General features: G+C 73.2%; 10 protein-coding genes. All 10 read right to left on the reverse strand.

Annotated features, from left to right (window positions below; genetic code table 11):
• Nucleotides 1-30: 30 nt before the first annotated feature.
• The 10 genes from IE198_RS23245 to IE198_RS23290 all read right to left on the reverse strand — a co-directional run bounded on the left by IE198_RS23245 (nt 31) and on the right by IE198_RS23290 (nt 18,737).
• Nucleotides 31-2,316 carry a hypothetical protein gene (locus IE198_RS23245; RefSeq protein ID WP_189889685.1) on the reverse strand — a complete coding sequence of 762 codons (2,286 nt, stop codon included), beginning with the start codon at nt 2,314-2,316 and terminating at the stop codon, nt 31-33.
• Nucleotides 2,313-4,427 carry a serine/threonine-protein kinase gene (locus IE198_RS23250; RefSeq protein ID WP_229834256.1) on the reverse strand — a complete coding sequence of 705 codons (2,115 nt, stop codon included), beginning with the start codon at nt 4,425-4,427 and terminating at the stop codon, nt 2,313-2,315. The genes IE198_RS23245 and IE198_RS23250 overlap by 4 nt, the downstream gene beginning before the upstream one ends.
• Nucleotides 4,424-6,961, reverse strand: coding sequence for a hypothetical protein (locus IE198_RS23255; protein ID WP_189889687.1), 2,538 nt, complete (start codon nt 6,959-6,961; stop codon nt 4,424-4,426). The genes IE198_RS23250 and IE198_RS23255 overlap by 4 nt, the downstream gene beginning before the upstream one ends.
• Entirely contained in the window at nt 6,955-10,479 is a 3,525-nt protein-coding gene (locus IE198_RS23260) for a tubulin-like doman-containing protein (protein WP_189889689.1), read from the reverse strand. Before IE198_RS23260 ends, IE198_RS23255 begins: the two co-directional genes overlap by 7 nt.
• 51 nt (nt 10,480-10,530) lie before the next feature.
• Complete coding sequence (locus IE198_RS23265) at nt 10,531-12,972, reverse strand: vWA domain-containing protein (protein ID WP_189889691.1); 2,442 nt, start codon at nt 12,970-12,972, stop codon at nt 10,531-10,533.
• A gap of 6 nt (nt 12,973-12,978) precedes the next feature.
• Nucleotides 12,979-13,602, reverse strand: coding sequence for a Pycsar system effector family protein (locus IE198_RS23270; protein ID WP_189889693.1), 624 nt, complete (start codon nt 13,600-13,602; stop codon nt 12,979-12,981).
• Nucleotides 13,599-14,819: a hypothetical protein gene (locus IE198_RS23275; protein WP_189889695.1), complete on the reverse strand. Its 1,221-nt coding sequence runs from the start codon at nt 14,817-14,819 to the stop codon at nt 13,599-13,601. The genes IE198_RS23270 and IE198_RS23275 overlap by 4 nt, the downstream gene beginning before the upstream one ends.
• On the reverse strand, nt 14,819-17,134 hold the full coding sequence (locus IE198_RS23280) for a hypothetical protein (protein ID WP_229834258.1): 2,316 nt from the start codon (nt 17,132-17,134) through the stop codon (nt 14,819-14,821). The genes IE198_RS23275 and IE198_RS23280 overlap by 1 nt, the downstream gene beginning before the upstream one ends.
• Nucleotides 17,131-17,937, reverse strand: coding sequence for a nucleotidyl cyclase domain-containing protein (locus IE198_RS23285; protein WP_229834260.1), 807 nt, complete (start codon nt 17,935-17,937; stop codon nt 17,131-17,133). Before IE198_RS23285 ends, IE198_RS23280 begins: the two co-directional genes overlap by 4 nt.
• Before the next feature lie 71 nt (nt 17,938-18,008).
• Nucleotides 18,009-18,737: a Crp/Fnr family transcriptional regulator gene (locus tag IE198_RS23290; RefSeq protein ID WP_189889696.1), complete on the reverse strand. Its 729-nt coding sequence runs from the start codon at nt 18,735-18,737 to the stop codon at nt 18,009-18,011.
• Nucleotides 18,738-18,784: the final 47 nt, after the last annotated feature.

Consider the following 18,784-nt stretch of genomic DNA (forward strand, 5'->3'; position numbering starts at 1 on the left):
CCGTACGCGGTTCTTGGCCGCGAACCGCCTTCAGGACACCGCGATGACCACCACGAGCAGGATCACCACCAGGATGCCGAAGCCGCCCAGGGCCAGGACGAAGGCCCGGCCGTCCCCGGCAGCCCGGCCCGAGGCGTGGCCCCATGTGCGTGAGGACCGCCGCTGGTCGCGCCGGGAACGCCCCTGGTCGTCGGGCGGGTAGTGAGTGCGGGTCTGCGACTGTGTCGCCGTGACGCGCCGAGGGTCCGGATCACGGCGGACGTGCTTGCCGTGGTCGGACGCGGATCCGGATCCGGACCCGGACCCGGGCGGCCAGGGGTTGTGGGGCCGAGGCTCAGGGCTCCGAGGCTCAGGGCTCCGAGGCTCGCGGTGCCGGGGATCGCGGCCCTCGGGACCGCCGGGCCCGGGCTGGCGGCGCTGGGGGTCGCGGCCCTCGGAATCACGGTGCGGGGGTTCACGGCGCTGTGTCTCCCGGCCGCGGAGGCCGTGATCCCGGGGCTCTTGGCCCTCGTGATCGTGGGGCCGCGGATCGTGGGAAGGAGGCAGGGGCAGAGCCGGCTCCGGTTGCCCGGGAAGCCCGGGCGGTGGGCCGGAGGGCGCCGTGGCCCCGCGCAGCAGCTTCTGCCACACCTGGAACGTGATCCCTGGATCGTCGGCGCCCGTCAGGATCTGCTCGGCCGCCCCTCGCCCGGTCGGGTCGGTCCCGTGGAACAGCCGGGGCAACAGCCTCCCCAACTCCTTGCCGATGTCCGGCTCGGCCGCGAAGGGACGTACTGCCCACCGGTACAGCGCCGCCGCGTTCGCGGCGCGGACCGCCTCGTCCGGGCCGCCGCCGAACGGCGGGTTGTGACGTGCGAGGAAGAGCTCGCGGCGCAGTACGGACTCGCACAGCTTCTTGCGCTCGGCCGCCGTCCAGTCCTGCCAGCGTTCCGCGATCCGGTGGACGACGAGGGTCAGCACGTCGTACGAGGGGTTGCTCGCCAGCACCACGAGGAGGCCGTCGTTGCCGGCGTTCCGGATCGCGGCGACTCGATCCCGCTCGTTCCGGCTGTCCCGCAGCTCGGCCAGTAGCAGGTCGGTTGCTTGCGGAGTCGGCCTGCGGCCGAGCACCGACAGCCGCCGCGGCTGCCCGCTCGGCTCCGGCCACGCGGAACGCACCACGGGCAGTGCCTCGGTGACCGCGGGAGCAGCCGTCGTCGACGGAGTCGTGGCGGATGCGGCCTCCTCCGCACGGGCTTCGGGAACCGTCGGCGGGTCGAACGACGAGGAGGATGCCGGGCGGGTGGAGACATCGGACTGCGACGGCTCCGCCGCCGATCTGCCGAGGTGGGGCCACTCCCGTTCGGGCCACTCCCGTTCGGACGGCGATACCGGATGTGCTCGCCGTTCCCGCGCTGTACGGCGTTCGAGCGAGGCGAGCGCGTCCTCGGCGGCGAACACCAGGGCCCGGCTGTCCCTCACGGCGCCGGGGCCGGGCAGCGCAGCGAGCAGGGCGTCCGCGAGCTCGAACTCGTGTGCGTCGCCGCGCTCCACGGCACCCAGATAGCCGAGCACCAACTGTTCGGCCACCTCGCGCGGCCGGTCGTCGGGCGGCTCCCAGGGGTCGGTACGGACCCGCGGCCCGTCCTGGTCCGGCGAACTGGACCAGCGGCTCACGAACATGAACCCGAGTTGACGGCTCTCCGCGGTGTCGTGCGTCGCAAAGGTCCATGCCCGCGGCAGGACCCTGCTGAAGATCCCGTGCAGCGCCCACAGCAGCCGGCACGGCCCGTCGCCGCTCATGCGGTCGAGCACGGTGTAGAGCGCGCCGGGGTTCCGCAGCACCTCCGCCGCCACCGCCGTCAGGACCGGCTTCGCCTCACGCAGACGGCCGGCCAGCCGCTGCCCGCCCTCCAGGGCGGACTCCCCGAGGGCCGCGAGCGGCACGGGCTCGAGCGGTCCGCGCACCTCCCCGAGCGGGATCGCGCTGCCCTCCCAGTCCCAGGCGTGCAGCCCGAGACAGGTCTCGGGGTCGAGGCTGTCCTCCGGGCCGTACAGGGCGTGGCACAGGGTGTCCTGGCGCCCTCCGACGCCGCGCCCGGGCCTTCGGTGCACCAGCATCGCCGTCGGCGAGTCGTCGCTCACCAGGCGCACGAGCGCGGGAGACGTGTCCCGGCCCGCCGACCTCAGCAGGTGGGAGATCGGCTTGAACAGCCGGGCCACCTGGCTGCGTTCGCCGGACCAGGCCACCGGACCGAAGCCCGTGTTGCCGAGCGGGTTGGCCCCGTCCCAGCGGAAGACGATCTGGTCCACCGTCCCGGCCTGACGTGCGGTCATACCCCTGTCTCCCTCAACTCGTCCCCGGGCAGCAGCCCGCACATCGCGAACACGGAAAGCAGCGGGGCCAGGACCCGGCGCGGCCGTACACCGTGCGGGAAGGTCTCGCCCTGCTCCTGGCCGCCGGTCGCGGCCACGAAATGCAGCGTGCAGCGGGCGCAGTCGTCGAACGGCTTCAGCCACGCCTGGCTGCCGTGGTGGCGGACGAAGGCATGGACGTCGCGGCTCTCCTCGCGCAGCGCCCTGTCGTCCAGGACGGACGGCAGGCCACGGGCCAGCCACCGGTCGACCGAGGGGTCGAAACGCACCAGGTCGCTCTTGTTCAGCGCCACGGCGGCCGGGGCGTCGATGTACGGGCCGTTGCGCGGGATCCTGCCGAGCACGGTGGCGAAGGCCTCGTCGCCCAGGTCCTGCCGGGTCAGTCCGGTCCGCTCGCGGACCGGGTCCAGCTGCGGCAGCCGCAGCGCCCGCAGCGGGTCGAGCACGAAGATGAACGCGCCCACGCCCATGAGGAACCGTGTCACGTCGCTGTTCTGCGCGAGGTCCTCGCCGGCCAGGTCGAAGAAGACCACCGGCCGCGTCCCGCCGTGTCCGGAGACCAGCAGCCCGTCGGCGAACTCGGCGAACCGCACCTGGCCGGTCCGCCGCAGCACCTCTCCCCGGTGCAGCGGATGCACCATCTCGGCGAGATACTCCCGGTGCTCCTCCGGGTTCAGGGGCAGGGATTTGAGCCCGTACGGCTCGAGCCCGCCCTGCTCGATCTCGCCGAGCATCGCGGCCAGGAGATGGGTCTTGCCGGCCGCCGAGCTGCCGACCATGGCGACGGTGAGCGGCTCGCCGCTGGTGAGGTAGGGGACGGGCAGCCTGTGGGGCTGGTTCTCGTCGGCGTGGGGGCACATCTGGAACGCCTGGCGCAGGGCGTCCTGGCGGTGCATCGGACGGCGCTCCGTGCTCAGGTCCAGCCTCTTCGGCTCCCTTCTGCTGTCGAGGGTGAACAGTTGCGTCTCGTCGTAGTCCACCGGCAGCAGGCAGTGCGGACACAGCGGGGGCGCCGTCGGCGGCAGCGGGACCGCGGGGACCTCCGGCCGGGCCACGACCGGCCGGCCGCCGCCCGGGAGCCACCGCCGTCGCAGCAGCGAGAGGCGGGGCGGGGTCTCTGCCGGTTCCTCCAACACCTCCTCGTCCTTGTCGAGCCCGAGACGGGCACGCTTCTCGGCGAGTCTCTCGTCGAACTCGGCGCGGGCCCGGCCGAGTGGATCCGGGGCCGAGGAGACCAGGGCCAGCGGATCACTCACGTTCAGCAGGCGCATCAGCTCGGCAGGACCCGCCCGCGTTTCGGCCCGGGGAGCGAACGCGCCGCCCTCGTCGAGCGCGGCGAGTCTGCGGAACTCACCGAGGTCGTCCGGGGCCCTGTCGGCATGACCGGGGCGTCCGGACAGCAGGAAGTACATCAGCTGCGCCACGGACCACAGGTCGTCACGCGGATCGGCGGTGCCCGTGCCGTCGCGTTGCTCGGGCGCGGCCCAGGGCGCCTCGCCGAACGCATCGCGTGGCTCACCCGCCCGCTGGGTGCGGTACGGCTCGCACAGCCGTACGTGGGAACCGTCCCAGCGGACCGTGTGGGGGGTGATGGCGCGGTGCACAAGCTGCACGTCCTCCAGCAGGCGCACGGCGAGCGTGAGCTGGCTGAGCACCTTGAACTGCTCCGCCACCGCCAGCGCGCCCTGCCAGGCGGCGATGGGCCGGCCGGTCGCCGCCTTGTAGAGGACGAACGGCTCGGGCGCGTCGAGATGGAAGCCGACCAGGCGGGTGAAGAGCTCGCAGTAGGGCTCCGAGCCGTACCGGCTCTCGACCGCGACCGCCGCGCTCACCTCACGCTCGAGGGCGCTGTAGGCACCGGTGCCGCCGTGCGCGGAGCGCGGCAGACGGTACTGGATCACCCGCCCGCCTTTGCCGATCATCACCTGACGGGCGAGGAACGGAGCCCACTCGGGCCGGTGGACGTCGTCGGCGAACCTGGCGGCGAAGCGGACGGGGTCCTGTTTGTGGGTGTAGAACTCCAGCTCCTCCACGTGCTCCACCGGTGCCCCCGCGTTGTCCGACAGGGTCATGGCGCCCCGCCCTCCTCTCCCCTGACCGACTTGACCGTCTCCGGGCGCATCGGCACCAGCTTCACCACCCCCGCGTGCCGTCCACCTGCCGTCCAGATGACGTCCTCTGACGCGGCGGGCCATGCGTCCTGACCGCTCTCCGGCTGCGCGCCCCTGCGCATGGCCTCCGGGGCGAAGCGGAACACGCGTGCTGCGTGCGGATCCTTGGAGAGCAGCCGCCGGTGCTCGGCGCCGCACAGCAGCACCGGGTACTCCTCACCGCCGTCGCCGAGCAGGCGGCTCACCCGGTCCGAGGAGACCCCCAGCAGACTGGCGATGCCGGGCCGGGTCGCGGGATCGGCGGAATACGGCGGCGGGGCGGCGGCCCCGTCCGTGATGAGCCGCCGGTGCTCCTCGTCGAGGAGTTCGTCCATCCGGGGGCGCAGCGGCACCCGGCCGGCGGTCGCCGGTTCACGCTCCACGGCGGCCCAGCGGGTGGCGAGGATGAGTACGGCTCCGTGGCTGAGGTCGCCGACCAGGGTGTCGACCAGTTCCGGCCCCCCGTCGCCGGTCTCCCGCTCGAGCCAGGGCGGGCCGTCGTCGCCGGCGCCGGACGGCCACAGGTCACGCAGCGCGTACGGCTTGCCGTCGGCGGGCGGGGCCGCCTCCTCCGGCGCCCCGGCCGGTTCCGGCCACGGCGCAGGCCGCGCCGCACGGTCCGCCCCGACGCCCAGGCCGAAGTCCGGGCCGGGATCAGGGGCCGCATCCGGCGCGGACGGCTCGGACCAGTCGTCGCCGGCACCGCTCCCCCAACTGTCCCAGTCGAAGACGCCCGTCGCGTCGACGGCGGGACCCTCCGGCTCGTCCACCGGCAGCGGTCGGCCGGTGCGCAGCCTGTCCTCGACGGTGTCGGCCAGGCCCCGCACCAGCAACGCGACGGCGCGCGCCGCGTCGGAGCAGTGGTACCGGGCGTCGGCGAGCAGCCAGTCGTGCACGACCGTGTCCGCCAGCAGTTCGTCGACCTCTGCCACAGCACGGGAGGCGAACGCCCAGTCGGCCTGCGACCACCAGTCGTCGACCGCCGCCGTCCAGTCCCGAATCGCCAGCAGCACCAGGGCGGTCAGCGCGGCGAGCAGCGCGATCGGTCCTGTCCAGGGCGGCGGTGACAGGGCCGGCCCGCCTGCTGCCCCGAGCACGCCACCGGCGACACCCGCCACAAGACGGGTGAGGGCTCGGGTGTCGCCGCCGCCGTCGAGGCGGCCGTCACGCGAACGGCTGGGCCGGCGACGCAGCATCAGCACGGCGAGGCCCGCGGCCGCCAGTGCGCCGAGTGGGCCGGTGACCCAGCCCTTCCCCGGCCACAGTCCGGCGACGGAGCAGATCAGGAACGCGAGTCCGGCGTCGAGGAACCACGGGCCCCGCGTCGCGAAGAAGGGCGGTCGGCAGAACTCCGCCATCCGCTCGGGCGGACAGGCTTCGTCGAGCCGCCGCAGCCTGGCCGTGCTGCCCGCCGGCGCCGACCGGTCGGAGAGCGCGCTGAGCCGTGCCGCGACCGACCGCAGCGGAAGCCGGTTCCCGAGCAGCCGCTCCGTGTGGTCGCGCAGCGCCGGACCGACACTCGCGCGGGTGACCTCTGGCACCTCGGTCAGTTCGATGCCGCGTTCCAGCAGGCGGCTGCGCTGCTCCGAGTGGATCCGGTCGCCGCCGCCGTCGCCGAGCGCGCCCGCGACCTCGGCGCGATACGCGGCCAGCGCATCGGCGAGACGCTCGAACCGCGTGGGCAGGTCGGCCTCCTTGCCCGCCCTGCCGAACAGGCCTGCGGCGCCGCGGATCGATTCGTACGCCTCCCTGGTGTCGTCCAGGGCGTCCACGCACTCCTCGTGCCGGGTGTCCATCCGCCCGCCGGGCGTCAGCCACGGTCGGTCGGCGAGGCTGCGCGGCACCGACCGACCGAGCAGGAGGGAGAGTGACGGCATCAGGCGGTCCGGCCGGGCCGCGCCTTCTCCGCCGGGCGGCGGCACGGAGGCCGGCAGGTCCTGGCCGGCGAGATGCTCCAGGGCCTGCCGCCACGCCCGTGACCGCGCGTCCTCGGTCAGATCGTGTTCGAGCACGTGGACGGCGGGCACGGCGACGCCCTGCGGCACGTCCGCCAGGTCCCGCAGGACCGCGTCGAACACCGCCGGTTCCCCGAGGAGTTCGAGCAGGGGACGCAGGGACGCTTCGAACTTCTCGGTCCCCGGCGCGGCACCCGCGAGCGTGTCCGGGAGCCACAGCACACCGGCTTCCGGCGGACCGAGCGGCAGGGGCCTGCGGAGCTGTCGCTGCTCCGGGGCGCCCACCGCGAGGCACAGCAGCCGTGCCGGGCCGTACGAGTAGAGCCGTTCGTGCAGCAGTTGGTGACCGACGAGGTCGGCCGCACCGTCGAGGACGAGGAACCGCCGGGTGCGGTCCTGTTCCGTCGCCTTCAGCGCCTCTTCCACCGTCTCCGACGACGCACCGTCGCGCAGGTCCACGACGACGACGTGGGCTGAGCGGCTCCGTGTCTGGTTCACCATCGGTCGCCGTCCTGGTCCTGACCTTGCTGTCCCCAGTCGCCCTCGTCCCAGGGGTCGGTGCTCCGGGGCGGCTCGGCGTGGTCCGAGGACTCGTCCCGGTCACGGCCGGGCTCCGTCCCGTGGCCGTGCGAGTCACGACGGGGCGGAGGCGCCTGGTCGTACGAATCCCGGTCACGGCCGGGCGAGGGCTCGTGGTCGTACGAGTCACGACGGGGCGGAGGCGCCTGGTCGTACGAATCCCGGTCACGGCCGGGCGAGGGCTCGTGGTCGTACGGGTCACGACGGTCGCGGCCGGGCTCCTCGGCCTGCGCGCGTGCGTACTCCCGCTCCCGCCGGGCACCCGGGTCGTGCTCCTGGCGCGGCGGGGGGACCGGCCCGCCCTCGCGGCTTCTGGCGCCGCCCTGGGCGTGGCGCTGGTCGAGCGCCCTCAGGTTGGGGCGGGTGGGGCGGGTCGCGCCGGGGAAGCGCAGGTCCAGGGCGCCGGGGAACGTCTGCTCCCAGAAGTCGCGAAGCGGGACCAGCCACTCCTCGTCCTCCGCGCCGAACTGCCCGGTCAGCTCCTTGATCAGCGCGAGCTGGCGGGGTGCCACCTCGTGCACCAGCCGCCTGAAGAGGGGCGAGGGCGCCTCCGGGGTCTGGGCGAGCCCGTTGGGCTGTGCGCTCATCAGGCGCTCGCACACCTCCTCGACGATCCGGCCCTCGTCGAGCAGCGCCCACTCCTCGTACGCCCGCAGCAGGCCCGCCCAGCTGGAGACGTTGTCGTCGAAGGCCTCCAGACGGAGCGTCATGGTGGCCGCGCCGCCTTCCTGGAGGCGGATGCGGATCTGCTCCGGCGAGTCGGGGGATCCCTTGACGTCGACCAGGCCGTTCCACACCGCGCACAGGATGCGGTGCAGGATCCGGCGCCGGTCCTCCTCGGTGCTGGCCAGCCAGTCGTCGCGGTAACCGAGGCGCTGGCGCCAGTGCAGGAAGTCGTCCACCCCGGCGGCGTCCCGGGCCTCCGCCCAGAGCCGTAGCACGTGCCGTACCTCGGAGACGTCGGTGAGGCTCATACCGCTGCGGAAGAGAACGACCGTGATCGACTCCGTGTCGACGGCCCTGAACTCGGGCACCGTGCCGTAGGGCAGACGCAGTTCGCGCCTCAGGAAGGCCGCCGCGCCCGAACCCGCCTCGCTCTGCGGGTGCACGATGAGCACCTTCAGCGGGCCGCTGCCGTCCGGCTCGAAACCGACCGGGAGCAGCCCGACGAGCTGGGAGCGGAACTGCTCCAGCCACCTGGCGTCCACCTTCGCGGCCGCGTCCTCGTCACCGGCCGCGGCCTGCAGCAGCACCCCCAGGGAGGGCAGCAGCGGGCGGTCGCCGAGCACGCTCGACTCCACGAACAGCCCTTTGACGCGCCGCTCGATGACCTGCTTGATCTCCTTGACAGCGGCCTGCGGCGAGCGGCGTACCGACTCAAGGGCACGCATCCAGTCGTCCGGCCGGATCAGCTTGGCAACCAGGCGGGCGGCGCCCGGATTCTCCGGCAGGTCCTCGTGCTGGTAGAGCCGGCGGATCACGTCGTCGTAGAACGCGGCGAGTGTGTTCTGCGGGGGCAGGAGGTACAGGACACCCTTGCGGTCCTTGCGGTAGAGCTCCTTGCGCCGCTCCGCGAAGAACTTGCGCTCGTCCTCCTCGTGACCGCGCAGCGCCTTGACCAGCTCGCCGATCTCCTTGGTCGTGCGGAGCAAGGGTGGCCGCCAGCGCGACTCCTGGTCCTTCCAGCCGCGGTGCCACTTCTGCCGGGCCCGCCACTCGTACCAGGCGTTCTGGTCGTCGAGGGCGTTCTGCACGTCGGGGTCGCCCCAGCGGGCCGGTACGAGCCCGCCGACCGCCCGCTTGATCAGCGGGATCTGGGGCGGGTGGACGTCCACGCCTTCTTCCCGTTCCGGGTCGTTCCTGCGGTTGTCCAGCATGCCGACGAACCCGGCCTCCGCGACCCGCTGCGGATGGCCGGGCAGTCCGGTGAGCAGCCTCTCCAGCTTGAACGGGTCCACGGCGCCCAGCAGTTCACGGGCACCCGGGCCCGGCCGGAACTCCTCGACCAACCGGGGGATCTCAGCGTCGAGTTCGCGCTGGAGCCGGCCGAGCGCGTCGTCCATGTCGCCGAGCCGGTTCCGCAGGGCCTGCATGATGGCCTTGGTGCCCTTGGGCAGCGGGTCGGGCGGCGTCACGACCGGTGCCTCCCGGGTCCACAGCCGGCCGATGGCGGAACGGTCGAACATGTCGCGGACCCGCTCGGTGCCCTCGTCGGCGGGCTTGCGCGCCTCCTCGTCCATCGCCCGCACGGCCTGGGCCAGCAGCCGGCCCGCCACTATCTCGGCGAGATCGTCGACCGGAACGGTCAGTGAGGCGGCCAGGCTGGTCGACATGGACCGGTGGCCGATGCCCGACCTGGACGGCTTGGAGCGCTCCACGCTCTTGTTGACGAAACTCGCCGCGAACGACTGGTAGTCGCCCTCGGTGCGGCCCTGGCCGTTGTCGTCACCGAGTTCGGTGCCGATGAGTGACATCACCATCGCGGTGATGGAGCGGCGCAGGTCCTCCGGCTCGATACCCGCGGTGCGGCTGAACAGGAACGCGGTCTGCACCGTTGACGGGCGCAGCGCGACCATGCCCTCGCCGGGGTAGCGCACGCCGAGCGAGCCGTGCTCCTCCACGTCGCCGAAGTCGGAGCGGGCACTGGGCACGTTCTGGTCGTCGACCAGGCGGGAGAGGTCCACCAGTGCGCGGGAGGAGTTCAGTTCGGCCTCGCGTCCGCCGCCGGCCTCCGGCGGGAACGCCGAGGGCATGACGACCAGGGGATAGATCTTCACGCCCTTGACCTTGGACCTGCGGAACTCATGGCCGATGAGATGGATGAAGTCGTAGAAGATGCCGGCTCCGGTACCTCCGGCCACGGAGAAGGCCACGAACACGTCGCAGCCGCGGATCTGCCCGCCGCCCATCTCCCGCAGGTCGCCCTGCGAGGCGCTGATCGCGCCGATCGCCTCGCGCAGCTGGCGCAGCACCGGCTCGAGCCCGCTGCGCAGCGTCGCGAAGAGCGCCGCCCTGCCCACCGTCGGCAGCTGCCCGGCCCCGGTGTGCAGGGGGGCGACCCTCGGCTGCCGCTCCTGCGGGGGCAGCCAGTCGTGGGTCTCTTCGTGGAGTGCGACCCGCAGCATCCGGGCCACCTCGGGCGAGCTGTCGTAGTCGGTGGGGAGCAGGTCGTGGATGATCCGCGAGGTCCGTGCGTGGGCGGCGGTCTCGCCCGCTTTGAGATGGGCGGGCTGCAGCCGGTCCAGTTCGGACTCGCTGAAGTCCGCGTAGACGAACTGCAGGCAGTCCGGCAGCTGGAAGGGCAGCCGACGGCCGTCGGTGACCAGCTTGTTGCCGTCGGGACCGCACAGCTCCCGGCGCAGTCCGCGCTCCAGGTCCGCGCCGATCCGGGCGCCCGTGCCGCCCAGACCGACGTAGAGCATGGGCTGGTAGATCTTCATGTCGTCTCCCCTTGCGCCGTCGTCGACGGCCGCTCATGGCCGAGAGGTGGTTCAGAAGTTGGGGTCGGGACGCCGGGTGGTGCCGCGCTGTCCCGGCGCGGCGGCGGAGGCGTCGCCGCGGGACCGTCCGCCGCGCGGGCCGCTCCCGTTCGAGGAGCCCGTGGGGCTGCCGCCGCGGGGGCTCGGCATGCGCCATCGGCCGCCCCGGCCGCCGCCGTCGCCCGGGCCGCCGCCTCGACCGCCTCGGCCTCCTCCTCGGCCCCCTCTGCCGTCGCGGCCGGCTCTGCCGTCGCGGCCGGCTCCGGAGGTGCTGCTGCCGTCGCCGACGACGAGATCGAGTCCGTCGCCGAGACCGGCGGGTTCACCCTGCCCGAGGGGCCGTTCCCGTCCGCTCGGGGGCTTGAGCAGGAGTTGTCCGGCGGAAGTGCGCCGCAGGCGGTACGCCGGGGAACCGCCGCGCCGCAGTGCGGGTGCGCCGCCGCCGGAGCGGTCGACACTGAAGAGGAACTCCCCACCGGGGCTCTGGCCGGGCCTGATGGTCAGCGTGCCCGACGACCGCTGACCCTCGGCCCGCAGTTCGAGCCTGGTGCCCGCGAGGTCCCGTCGTCCGGCCCGCGCCTTCAGGCGTACGACGGCCACGGCGGCCAGCCCGAGCAGCACCACCGCCGCCGCGGTGAACGCCCACCACCACTCGTCCCACAGGGTCGGCTTCGCGGTGACCCGCACTCCGAGGAAGGCGTTGTCCAGCACTCGGCCCCGGTCGCCGAGGTCCGTCACCGTGATCCGCCCCGACAGCTCCCCCAGCGGCACGTCGGGGCCGAGGGCGACCGTGAACCGGGTGGAGCTGCCGCCGGGCGCGGCGTTCACCGTGGCGGGGGTGATGCGCAGGCCGGATCCGGGCGGCTGGTCGGCGAGGGCGAGACGCAGGGTGTGCGGGCCCGAGTCGTTGTTGGTGACGTCCAGGGTGCCCGTGAACGTACCGCCGGGATGGAGCTCGCCGCGGTCGACGGTCAGCCCGGCGGTGATCACCGGCGTGCCCTCGGACACCCGCGCGTGCAGCGGCCTGCGGTCGCTGGTGACGCCGGGTGCGGCCATCTCCGTGGTGAGCTGCAGCTCGCCGGAGGCGGTGGCGGGCACCGTGAACCGGCCGGTGTAGCGCACGTCGTTCGCCCGTGCGTCCGGCCTGCTGCCGTTGTCGGCCAGCGGCACCACGACCGGGTCGAACCCGGCGCCCGACATCCGCGCCGAGACCCGTACGCCCTTCAGCTGCTCGGGGTCGGTGATCACCACGCCGCGGCGGGTCTGCATGCGCACCTCTACGACCGCCTCCTCGCCGGGGCGCGGGGAGGCCGGGCTGAGGGTGACCGCGGAGCGCAGCCTGCCCTGCCAGATGGCGCGCACCGACACCTCGCGGTCGCGGTGGCCCTCCGGCGCCTCGATGCGGACGCGCCACTTGCCCGGCAGCGGGTTCTTCACCCGCAGCGCCTCCACGGGGCCGTCCTGTCCGCTGGTCTCGAAGGAGGAACCGGCGAAGTCACCCTGGGTGGGCACCCGTCGGCCGTCGGGGTCGTAATAGGTGACGGAGACCTTGGGGTCGTGCTTACCGACGGTGATGGAGCCGTCGGTGGCGATCGGCGGGATCGTGACATACAGATCGGCGGGCGGTTTGCCGACCGTGCCGTGGGCCAGGCCGGCGCAGCGGGCAGCGGCAAAGGTCTCCTGAAGCGCCTTGTCGATCTTCGCCGAGCTGTCGACCACACGCATCTTCGGAGCCGAGTCGGGCAGGCCGGGGCAGCCGTTGCGGTATCCGCCCTCGGCCATCCTGGTCAGCGCGGCCCGGTCGATCCTGCCCCCGAAGCCGAGCGGCCAGATCTGCACGGACTCCTTCCGTGCCCGGGCCAGTTCGTCCGCCAGCCGCTTGGCCCCGTTGGCCTGGCGGCTCGCCTCGTCGGTGCCGTACTCCGGGCTGTCGGAGACGTCGAGCCGGCCGTCGGTGAGCAGGAAGACGACCTTGGGGATGCTCTTGTCGCCCTTCTCCGCCAGCCGGTCGACGGCCTGTCGCACGGCCGCGGGGAAGTCCGTTCCCGGGCCCATCTCCTGGTCGTCCCGGTCGGCCAGCTGCTGGACGCAGTCGCTCAGCCGCTGCCGTCCAGCGGTGTCGGCCGTCGTCAACGAGCAGACCTCGCGGACGGGTGACTGGCCCGGCTTCTCCGAACTGCCGAAGCCGATGACAGCGGCGCGGGACTGTGCGGAGATCTCGCCCTGCGTGATCAGCGAGGCGGCTTCCACCTCACGTGCCAGGTCGTCGTCGGACAGGCTGTCCGACTGATCCACCACGACGGCGAAGTCGATCGGGTCGGGGCCTTCGGCCGCCGGTGCGGCCGTCGCAGGCAGGTGGCCCCTCGGCCCGGCGGCCGCCCCCGGTGCCGCGGCGGACAGCGTCAGGAGTACGCAGGCCAGCAGCGTCGCACTCGTCTTGCGGATCAGTCTCATCGTCTCTCACCACAACTCGCCGAAGAGGACCAGCAGCGCGCCGAGGGTCAGCGAACAGACCCCCATACGCAGCCACCGGTATTTGGCGGCCAGGACCGCCCCGTGCACCTGTGCCTGGCCGACCAGCCAGCGCACGACGTCCTCGCCCGACTCACGGAGCCGGGCGAGGAGTTCGTCGGCCGGTGTGCCGACCGAAAGATCCCGCAGGAAGGTGGTGTCCGCGCCGGTCCGTGTGCGCGGCAGTATCACGCCGACGAGCATCAGCACGCCGGCCGCGCACAGCAGCAGCCCGGCGGTCACGACGGCTGCCGCCGGCCCGGCGGCCGGCAGCGGGAGTTCGTTGCGCGAGAACGCGACGGCCAGCGCGGCGACGGCCCCGGAGAGCAGGATCGCCGCCTTGGCGTCGGCCCGGCCGATGTCCTCGCGCACGGAGTTGAGCACCCGCTCCGCGACGAACCGCACGTCGGACCCGGCGCCGGGGCCGGACGGCCCGGGGTCGGGGCCGGGTGGTGCACCGGCACGGGCAGGCGGCGCGCCGGGACGGGGGCCGGGCGCCGTACCGGGGTGGGAGCCGGGGCGGGGCGCCGTACCGGGGTCGGAGCCGGGGCCGGGCCCCGTGCCCGCGCTCATTCGTCGCCCCAGTCGTCGAAGTCCGCACTGGGGCGGGCGCCTTGTGCTCCGGCCGTCCGCTGCCCGTCCCGGTCGCGTTCCGCGGACGACTGCACCCGGGTGGGCTCGTAGACGTGCCCGTCGTCGTCGGGGCCGTCCGGGGCCGGGGCGCCGGCGTCCTGCGGCTCCTCGTCCCAGAAAGGCCGCCGGGGCTCCGGAGTGTCGGCCACGCGTGAGGACAGGGCGGGCCTGCCCCGCTCTGAGGAGGTCAGCACCCGGTCGGTGACCCCGCCGATCACCTGACTGTTGCTGTCCCGCAGATACCGCAGCACCTCGTACATCTGCTCGCCGACGTCGTGCCGCTCCAGCATCCCGGCGTCGAGCAATCGGTTGAACATGTTCAGGTAGTCGGCCTGTCCCTCCCGCTTCTCCTGCCGGATCGCCTGGCGGATCTCCCACACCTTGTCGGGGTTGCTCGCCATCATGTGGATGATCTCGGCCTCCTCGCCCCGCCGCAGGACCTGCTCCAGCTCGGCGGCCCGCGACGCGACCCGCTCCCTTTCGTACCTGTCCCTGCGCCGCTCCGCCTCGGCCTCCGCCGCGTCCTTCCGCATCTCGAACGTGACGTTCTCGACCTCGACCACCCGGTCCCTGACCTGCTCGCTGAGGTCGATGAAGACGTGCACCCGAGTGCTCAGTCCGAGATCGCCGCCCAGATCCATCCGGCCGGCCCGCAGTTCGGCCTGCACGGCCTCGTCGGCACGCTGCGCCTCGGTCAGCCGGAACCTCCGCGACACCTGGCGCAGCGCGTACAGCAGGTCGCCGTGGAGCATCTCGCGAACGTCCCAGACGGCCTTCTCGACCACCAGATGCGGGTCCTCGACCTCCCACGTCACTTCCGCCCGCGCCTGGAAGGACTGCGCGTCACCCGCGGCGGGCAGGGCCAGTTCGAACGTGGTCACATGGCGCCCGAGGATCACCTCGAAGACGCTGAACGGCTGCCCGAACCAGGGCTTGTTGTAGTCCTCCCGGCGGCTCGGCCACAGCACGCTGTGACCGCCGTTGGAGTAGAGGCACACCGCCGCCACCTGGCCGCTGCGCCGCTGGTACGGAAGCGTGCACTCATGCAGCAGCGGGCCCTTGCGCGGCCCGTCGGGACTCTGTCCGTCGGGGCTCTGCGGCACCCGGGGCCGGTCCTCCTGCCGCCCGGGAAGATCTCCGGCGCCTGACGGGGTCATCACATCGCTCCTTCCGCCACCGCGTCCCACATCAGACGGGCGGCGTCCTTGTCCAGGGGGTCGTCCTCGTCCTTGACCAGCCGGGCCAGCAGGTGCCGCACCCGGTCGCGGTCCCTGCGCTCCTCGGTGATCAGCGGGAGGAAGCCGCACACCAGGTCCAGTTGGGTGGGGTCGTCGGCGCACTGGCGCAGTACGCGCCCGAAGGCGTCGAGCGCCACCTCGCCCGACCTGGCGGTTTCGAGGGTGAGGCGCACCAGGTCGGCGAGCCTGCGCACCAGCGGGCGGTGGGTCGCGAGCAGCGCCACCAAGAGCGGACGCCTGGCGTGCGCCTCGAGTTCGTCGGTCTCCTGGAGGCCCCACAGATAGGTGGTGCGTGTGGTGAGCGTGCCGAGCATGCTCAGCAGCACCAGGTCGGCCAGCTCCCGCCGTCCGCCGCGCAGCCAGTCGCCGAGGCGGGCCACGACCGTCGCCGGTTCCGCCCCGGCCAGCAGGCGGGTCACACTGAACGCCGCATTGGACAGTGCCGTCACATCACCGGAGCGGACGGCCTTGGCCAGCGCGTCGAGCGAGGCCCGGACGGAGCCGGCCGCCATGCCGTAGCCGTGGGTCAGCAGGGCCGTCGTCACCAGGGCGTCGTCGTCGGCCTGGGCCCACTCCTTCAGCAGTGCGCCGACCGCGGGCCGCACCGACGGATCCCGGGACGCCTCCGCGAGCGCGGTGGCGGCGGACATCTGCTGCACGGGACTGTCCAGCGCCGCCATCGGTCCGATCAGCTCGCCCGCCCCGTGGACCCAGTCCCACGAGCAGAGCACTCCGGCGGCGACGGAGGCACGCACCCACACCTGGGGTCGCGGGTCGTCGCACAGTGTGCGCAGCCAGCGCACGACCGGTCCGCGGACGTTGTGGTAGCCGTGCCACACCTCGCGCAGCACGGCGGTGGCGAGGGCCTCGCCCTGGAAGCGGATGGCGCGTACGGGGATCTGGGCGTCGCCGAGGTCGAGCTCCGCGTCCTCGACCACCGACCGGGCCAGGGCCGGCCGTTCGTCGGCATGGGTGCCGAACAGCCTTCTCCCGACGGGCTGTTCGGGGTCCAGCGTGACGGACATCTCCCAGGCGAGCTGTTCCGCGGCCTCCGCCGCCAGGGCGTAGGGCGAGCCGTTGAACACGGCCACGGCGATGCGGAAGGCGGCCGCGTTGAGCGCGGGCGAGGCCTCGGGGATAGTGCCGGGACGGTCGGCGCCCGCGAACCACGATCGTGCCTGGGCACATACGAAGGTGGCACAGCCGTCGAGGAGTTCGTCCTCGCCGAGCTCGCCGCGCCGGTGGCGGGCGAGCAGGTCCGCGAGACCGGCCGCCTCCCGGGGACGCAGTTCGTCGAGTCCGAGCGCGCCCTGGACGTCCTCGCGCCGGGCCATTTCGCGGCAGCTGTCGAGCGCCTCCTGCGGTTCGCCCCGCAGCAGGATGCGCAGATGCCGGTGGAGCACGTCCTCGGTCCTGGGCGGCCGGCAGTGCATGCCGTAACGGCCGCGCAGCAGTCGGTCGGCCAGGTCCCCGCTCTCGACGAGGACGACGCCGTAGGCCTTGGCGGCCAGCAGCAGCCTGCTGAAGCGGTCCAGATGCAGTTCGGTGAGCCGGCCCGGACCGCGGGCGGCCTCGCGGCCTTCGGCGCTCGCGCCGCGACCGACGTCGCGGTGCAGCTCGTCGGACGGGAGCTCCAGCAGGTGCCCGTGCTCCTCCTTGAGCATGTCGCCGGTGAAGGTGTGCACGGCCTGGCTCGGGTCCAGCCGGGTGACCTGGTGGTCGGTCAACTCGGAGAGCAGGGCGAGGGCGGTGGCCTGGCGACCGCTGCCGCGCTCGCCGCAAAGGACCAGCAGACCGCATTCGCGCAGCCGCGTCCGCATCCTGGCGTACCCGGGCGACTCGCAGTAGACACCGGCGAGCCGTCGCAGTTCCTCGGCGGGTACCGGCCCGTCGAGTACGGCGGGGCCGCCTCCGGCGCCGAACTGGTTGATGAAGTAGTTGCCGTGGAAGTACTGGCCGTCGTCTCCGAAGTTGACGACGCGTTCCGCCTGTCGGGGGGCGAAGGTCCGGCGCGCGGCGTGGGCCGTGCCGGCTCCGCCGGTGCCGCCGGCCGAACCGATCGGATTGCGGCCCGCCGTCGCGAAGGGGTTGGGTGCCTCCGGCGCGGGCTCCGCGCCCTCCGGTGCGCCGGTGCCGGCGGCGTCCGCATCCGCGGCGGGCTTGGGGCCGGGCGCGGGCGCGGGTTTCTCCTCCGCCGGGCCGTCGGCCGGCGGGGCCTGGTCCTGGTCGCTCATGCCGCACCGTCCGTGTCGGGAGCGGCGGCTCCCCGGTCCTTTCGGATGCCGGTCACCTCGCCGTGGAACACGTTGTTCTCGAACGACGCGACATCGCCCCGCGCGTTGATCTGCGTGCCGATGCGCGGCGGAGCAGAAGGCGGTGGGCCGTCCCCCCGTACCGGCCCACCGCCGGTCTTGGCACCCGGTGCCACAGCAGCACCGGGCCGGTCGTCGGGCAGCGGGGGCGCGGGTAACCGCGGGATGTGGAACCAGGCCTGCTCGTCGGTCTCCTTGATCCGGACCCGCGCGCTGCGGTACGTCTCCGGCTCCACGTAACGGCCGCCTTCCGCCACCACGTTGGTGTAGAGCCAGTCGGAGACGACCAGCAGCAGGTCGGAGCCGGGAGCCAGCTCCATCGTCCGCCTGGCGGTCGGGCTGTCGCACAGCCGGGCGGCCAGGTCCACGGCCCGGCCCACCAGTCCTCTGCCGTCGTCGAGCACCGGGCCCGCGTTCATCCCGATCCGTAACCGCATGCGGTGGGCGCTGCCCGCGTTGTGCTCGCGCAGGCTCTGGAACAGGGTGTCGATCCACGTGCCGACCATCAGCGTCGGCGGTACGCCCGGGTCGAGCGCCGCGAGGATCCCGTCGCCGCGGTCCTCCTGGTGGATACGGTCCACCTCGACGCCGACGGCGGCGTACGCCTCGGCGAACGCCCCGTACATCGCGTCCCGCATGCGCCTCTTCGCCTCGAGGCCCATGGACCCGGAGCCGCAGACGTCCCCGAAGACCACCAGCCTGTTCACGGCTGCCGCACTGCTCACTGGGACCCCCTGGTTGCTGTCGTCTGACGGAAGCAAGACTGGATGCGTTCTGCGGCGGGCGATGTAGCCGTTTACACAAGTGGCGGCTTTTTCTTCGCCGTCGCGCGGTTCGGCGGTTGTTCGCGGCCCTCGGCGAGCAGCCGCAGCAGTTCCATGTCGGTGACGATCAGACGACGGTGCGCGGTGCGCACCACGCCCTGTTCGCGCAGCAGGCGCAGCACCTTGGCCACCGCCTCCCGGGTCGCGCCTATCGCCGCCGCGAGATCGTGCTGCGGCAGAGGCAGGTCGATGACGGTTCCTTCGTCGCAGGGGCGGCCCACCCGGCGGCCGAGCTCGACCAGGCGCGCGGCGAGCCGCTGCAACACCGAACCGGAGGCCAGCGAACGGCGTTCGCCGTCCGAGCTGCGCAGCCGGGCGCTGAGCTGGCGCATGATCAGAGCCGTGGCATGGGGCCGGGCGGCGAGAAAACTGCGGAAACGCTCGCCGGACACCGCGACGGTGCGCACCTCGCCGAGAGCGGTGACCGTTGCGCTGCGCGGGCCGCGGTCGACGGCCGCGAGGTCGCCGACGATCTCGCCGGTACCCCGCAGGGCGAGGATGAGACGTCCGCCGCGATCGGTGTCGACGGAGACCACGGCCCATCCGGAGAGCAGCAGCAGCACGAAGGTGCTGGTGTCGCGCTCCTGGATCATGACCGAACCGGACGGGTAGACGCGCGTCCCGCCGAGAGCCGTGAGCGTGGCGCGGTCCTGCGGAGTGAGGGCGTCGAGAAACGAGCGGCCCCCTCCGAACAGACTCATCGCTCCGCCCCCCGCGGTGGCTGTACTGGCCCTTCGGGGGACCACGT

Source organism: Streptomyces xantholiticus, from assembly GCF_014651015.1.
GTDB classification, from domain to species: domain Bacteria; phylum Actinomycetota; class Actinomycetes; order Streptomycetales; family Streptomycetaceae; genus Streptomyces; species Streptomyces xantholiticus.

Excerpts from the sequence above, each read along its gene's own strand:
- IE198_RS23275 (WP_189889695.1), bottom strand. The coding sequence starts at position 14,819 with ATGACCCCGTCAGGCGCCGGAGATCTTCCCGGGCGGCAGGAGGACCGG.
- IE198_RS23270 (WP_189889693.1), bottom strand. The coding sequence starts at position 13,602 with ATGAGCGCGGGCACGGGGCCCGGCCCCGGCTCCGACCCCGGTACGGCG.
- IE198_RS23280 (WP_229834258.1), bottom strand. The coding sequence starts at position 17,134 with ATGAGCGACCAGGACCAGGCCCCGCCGGCCGACGGCCCGGCGGAGGAG.
- IE198_RS23245 (WP_189889685.1), bottom strand. The coding sequence starts at position 2,316 with ATGACCGCACGTCAGGCCGGGACGGTGGACCAGATCGTCTTCCGCTGG.
- IE198_RS23265 (WP_189889691.1), bottom strand. The coding sequence starts at position 12,972 with ATGAGACTGATCCGCAAGACGAGTGCGACGCTGCTGGCCTGCGTACTC.
- IE198_RS23290 (WP_189889696.1), bottom strand. The coding sequence starts at position 18,737 with ATGAGTCTGTTCGGAGGGGGCCGCTCGTTTCTCGACGCCCTCACTCCG.
- IE198_RS23260 (WP_189889689.1), bottom strand. The coding sequence starts at position 10,479 with ATGAAGATCTACCAGCCCATGCTCTACGTCGGTCTGGGCGGCACGGGC.
- IE198_RS23255 (WP_189889687.1), bottom strand. The coding sequence starts at position 6,961 with ATGGTGAACCAGACACGGAGCCGCTCAGCCCACGTCGTCGTCGTGGAC.
- IE198_RS23250 (WP_229834256.1), bottom strand. The coding sequence starts at position 4,427 with ATGACCCTGTCGGACAACGCGGGGGCACCGGTGGAGCACGTGGAGGAG.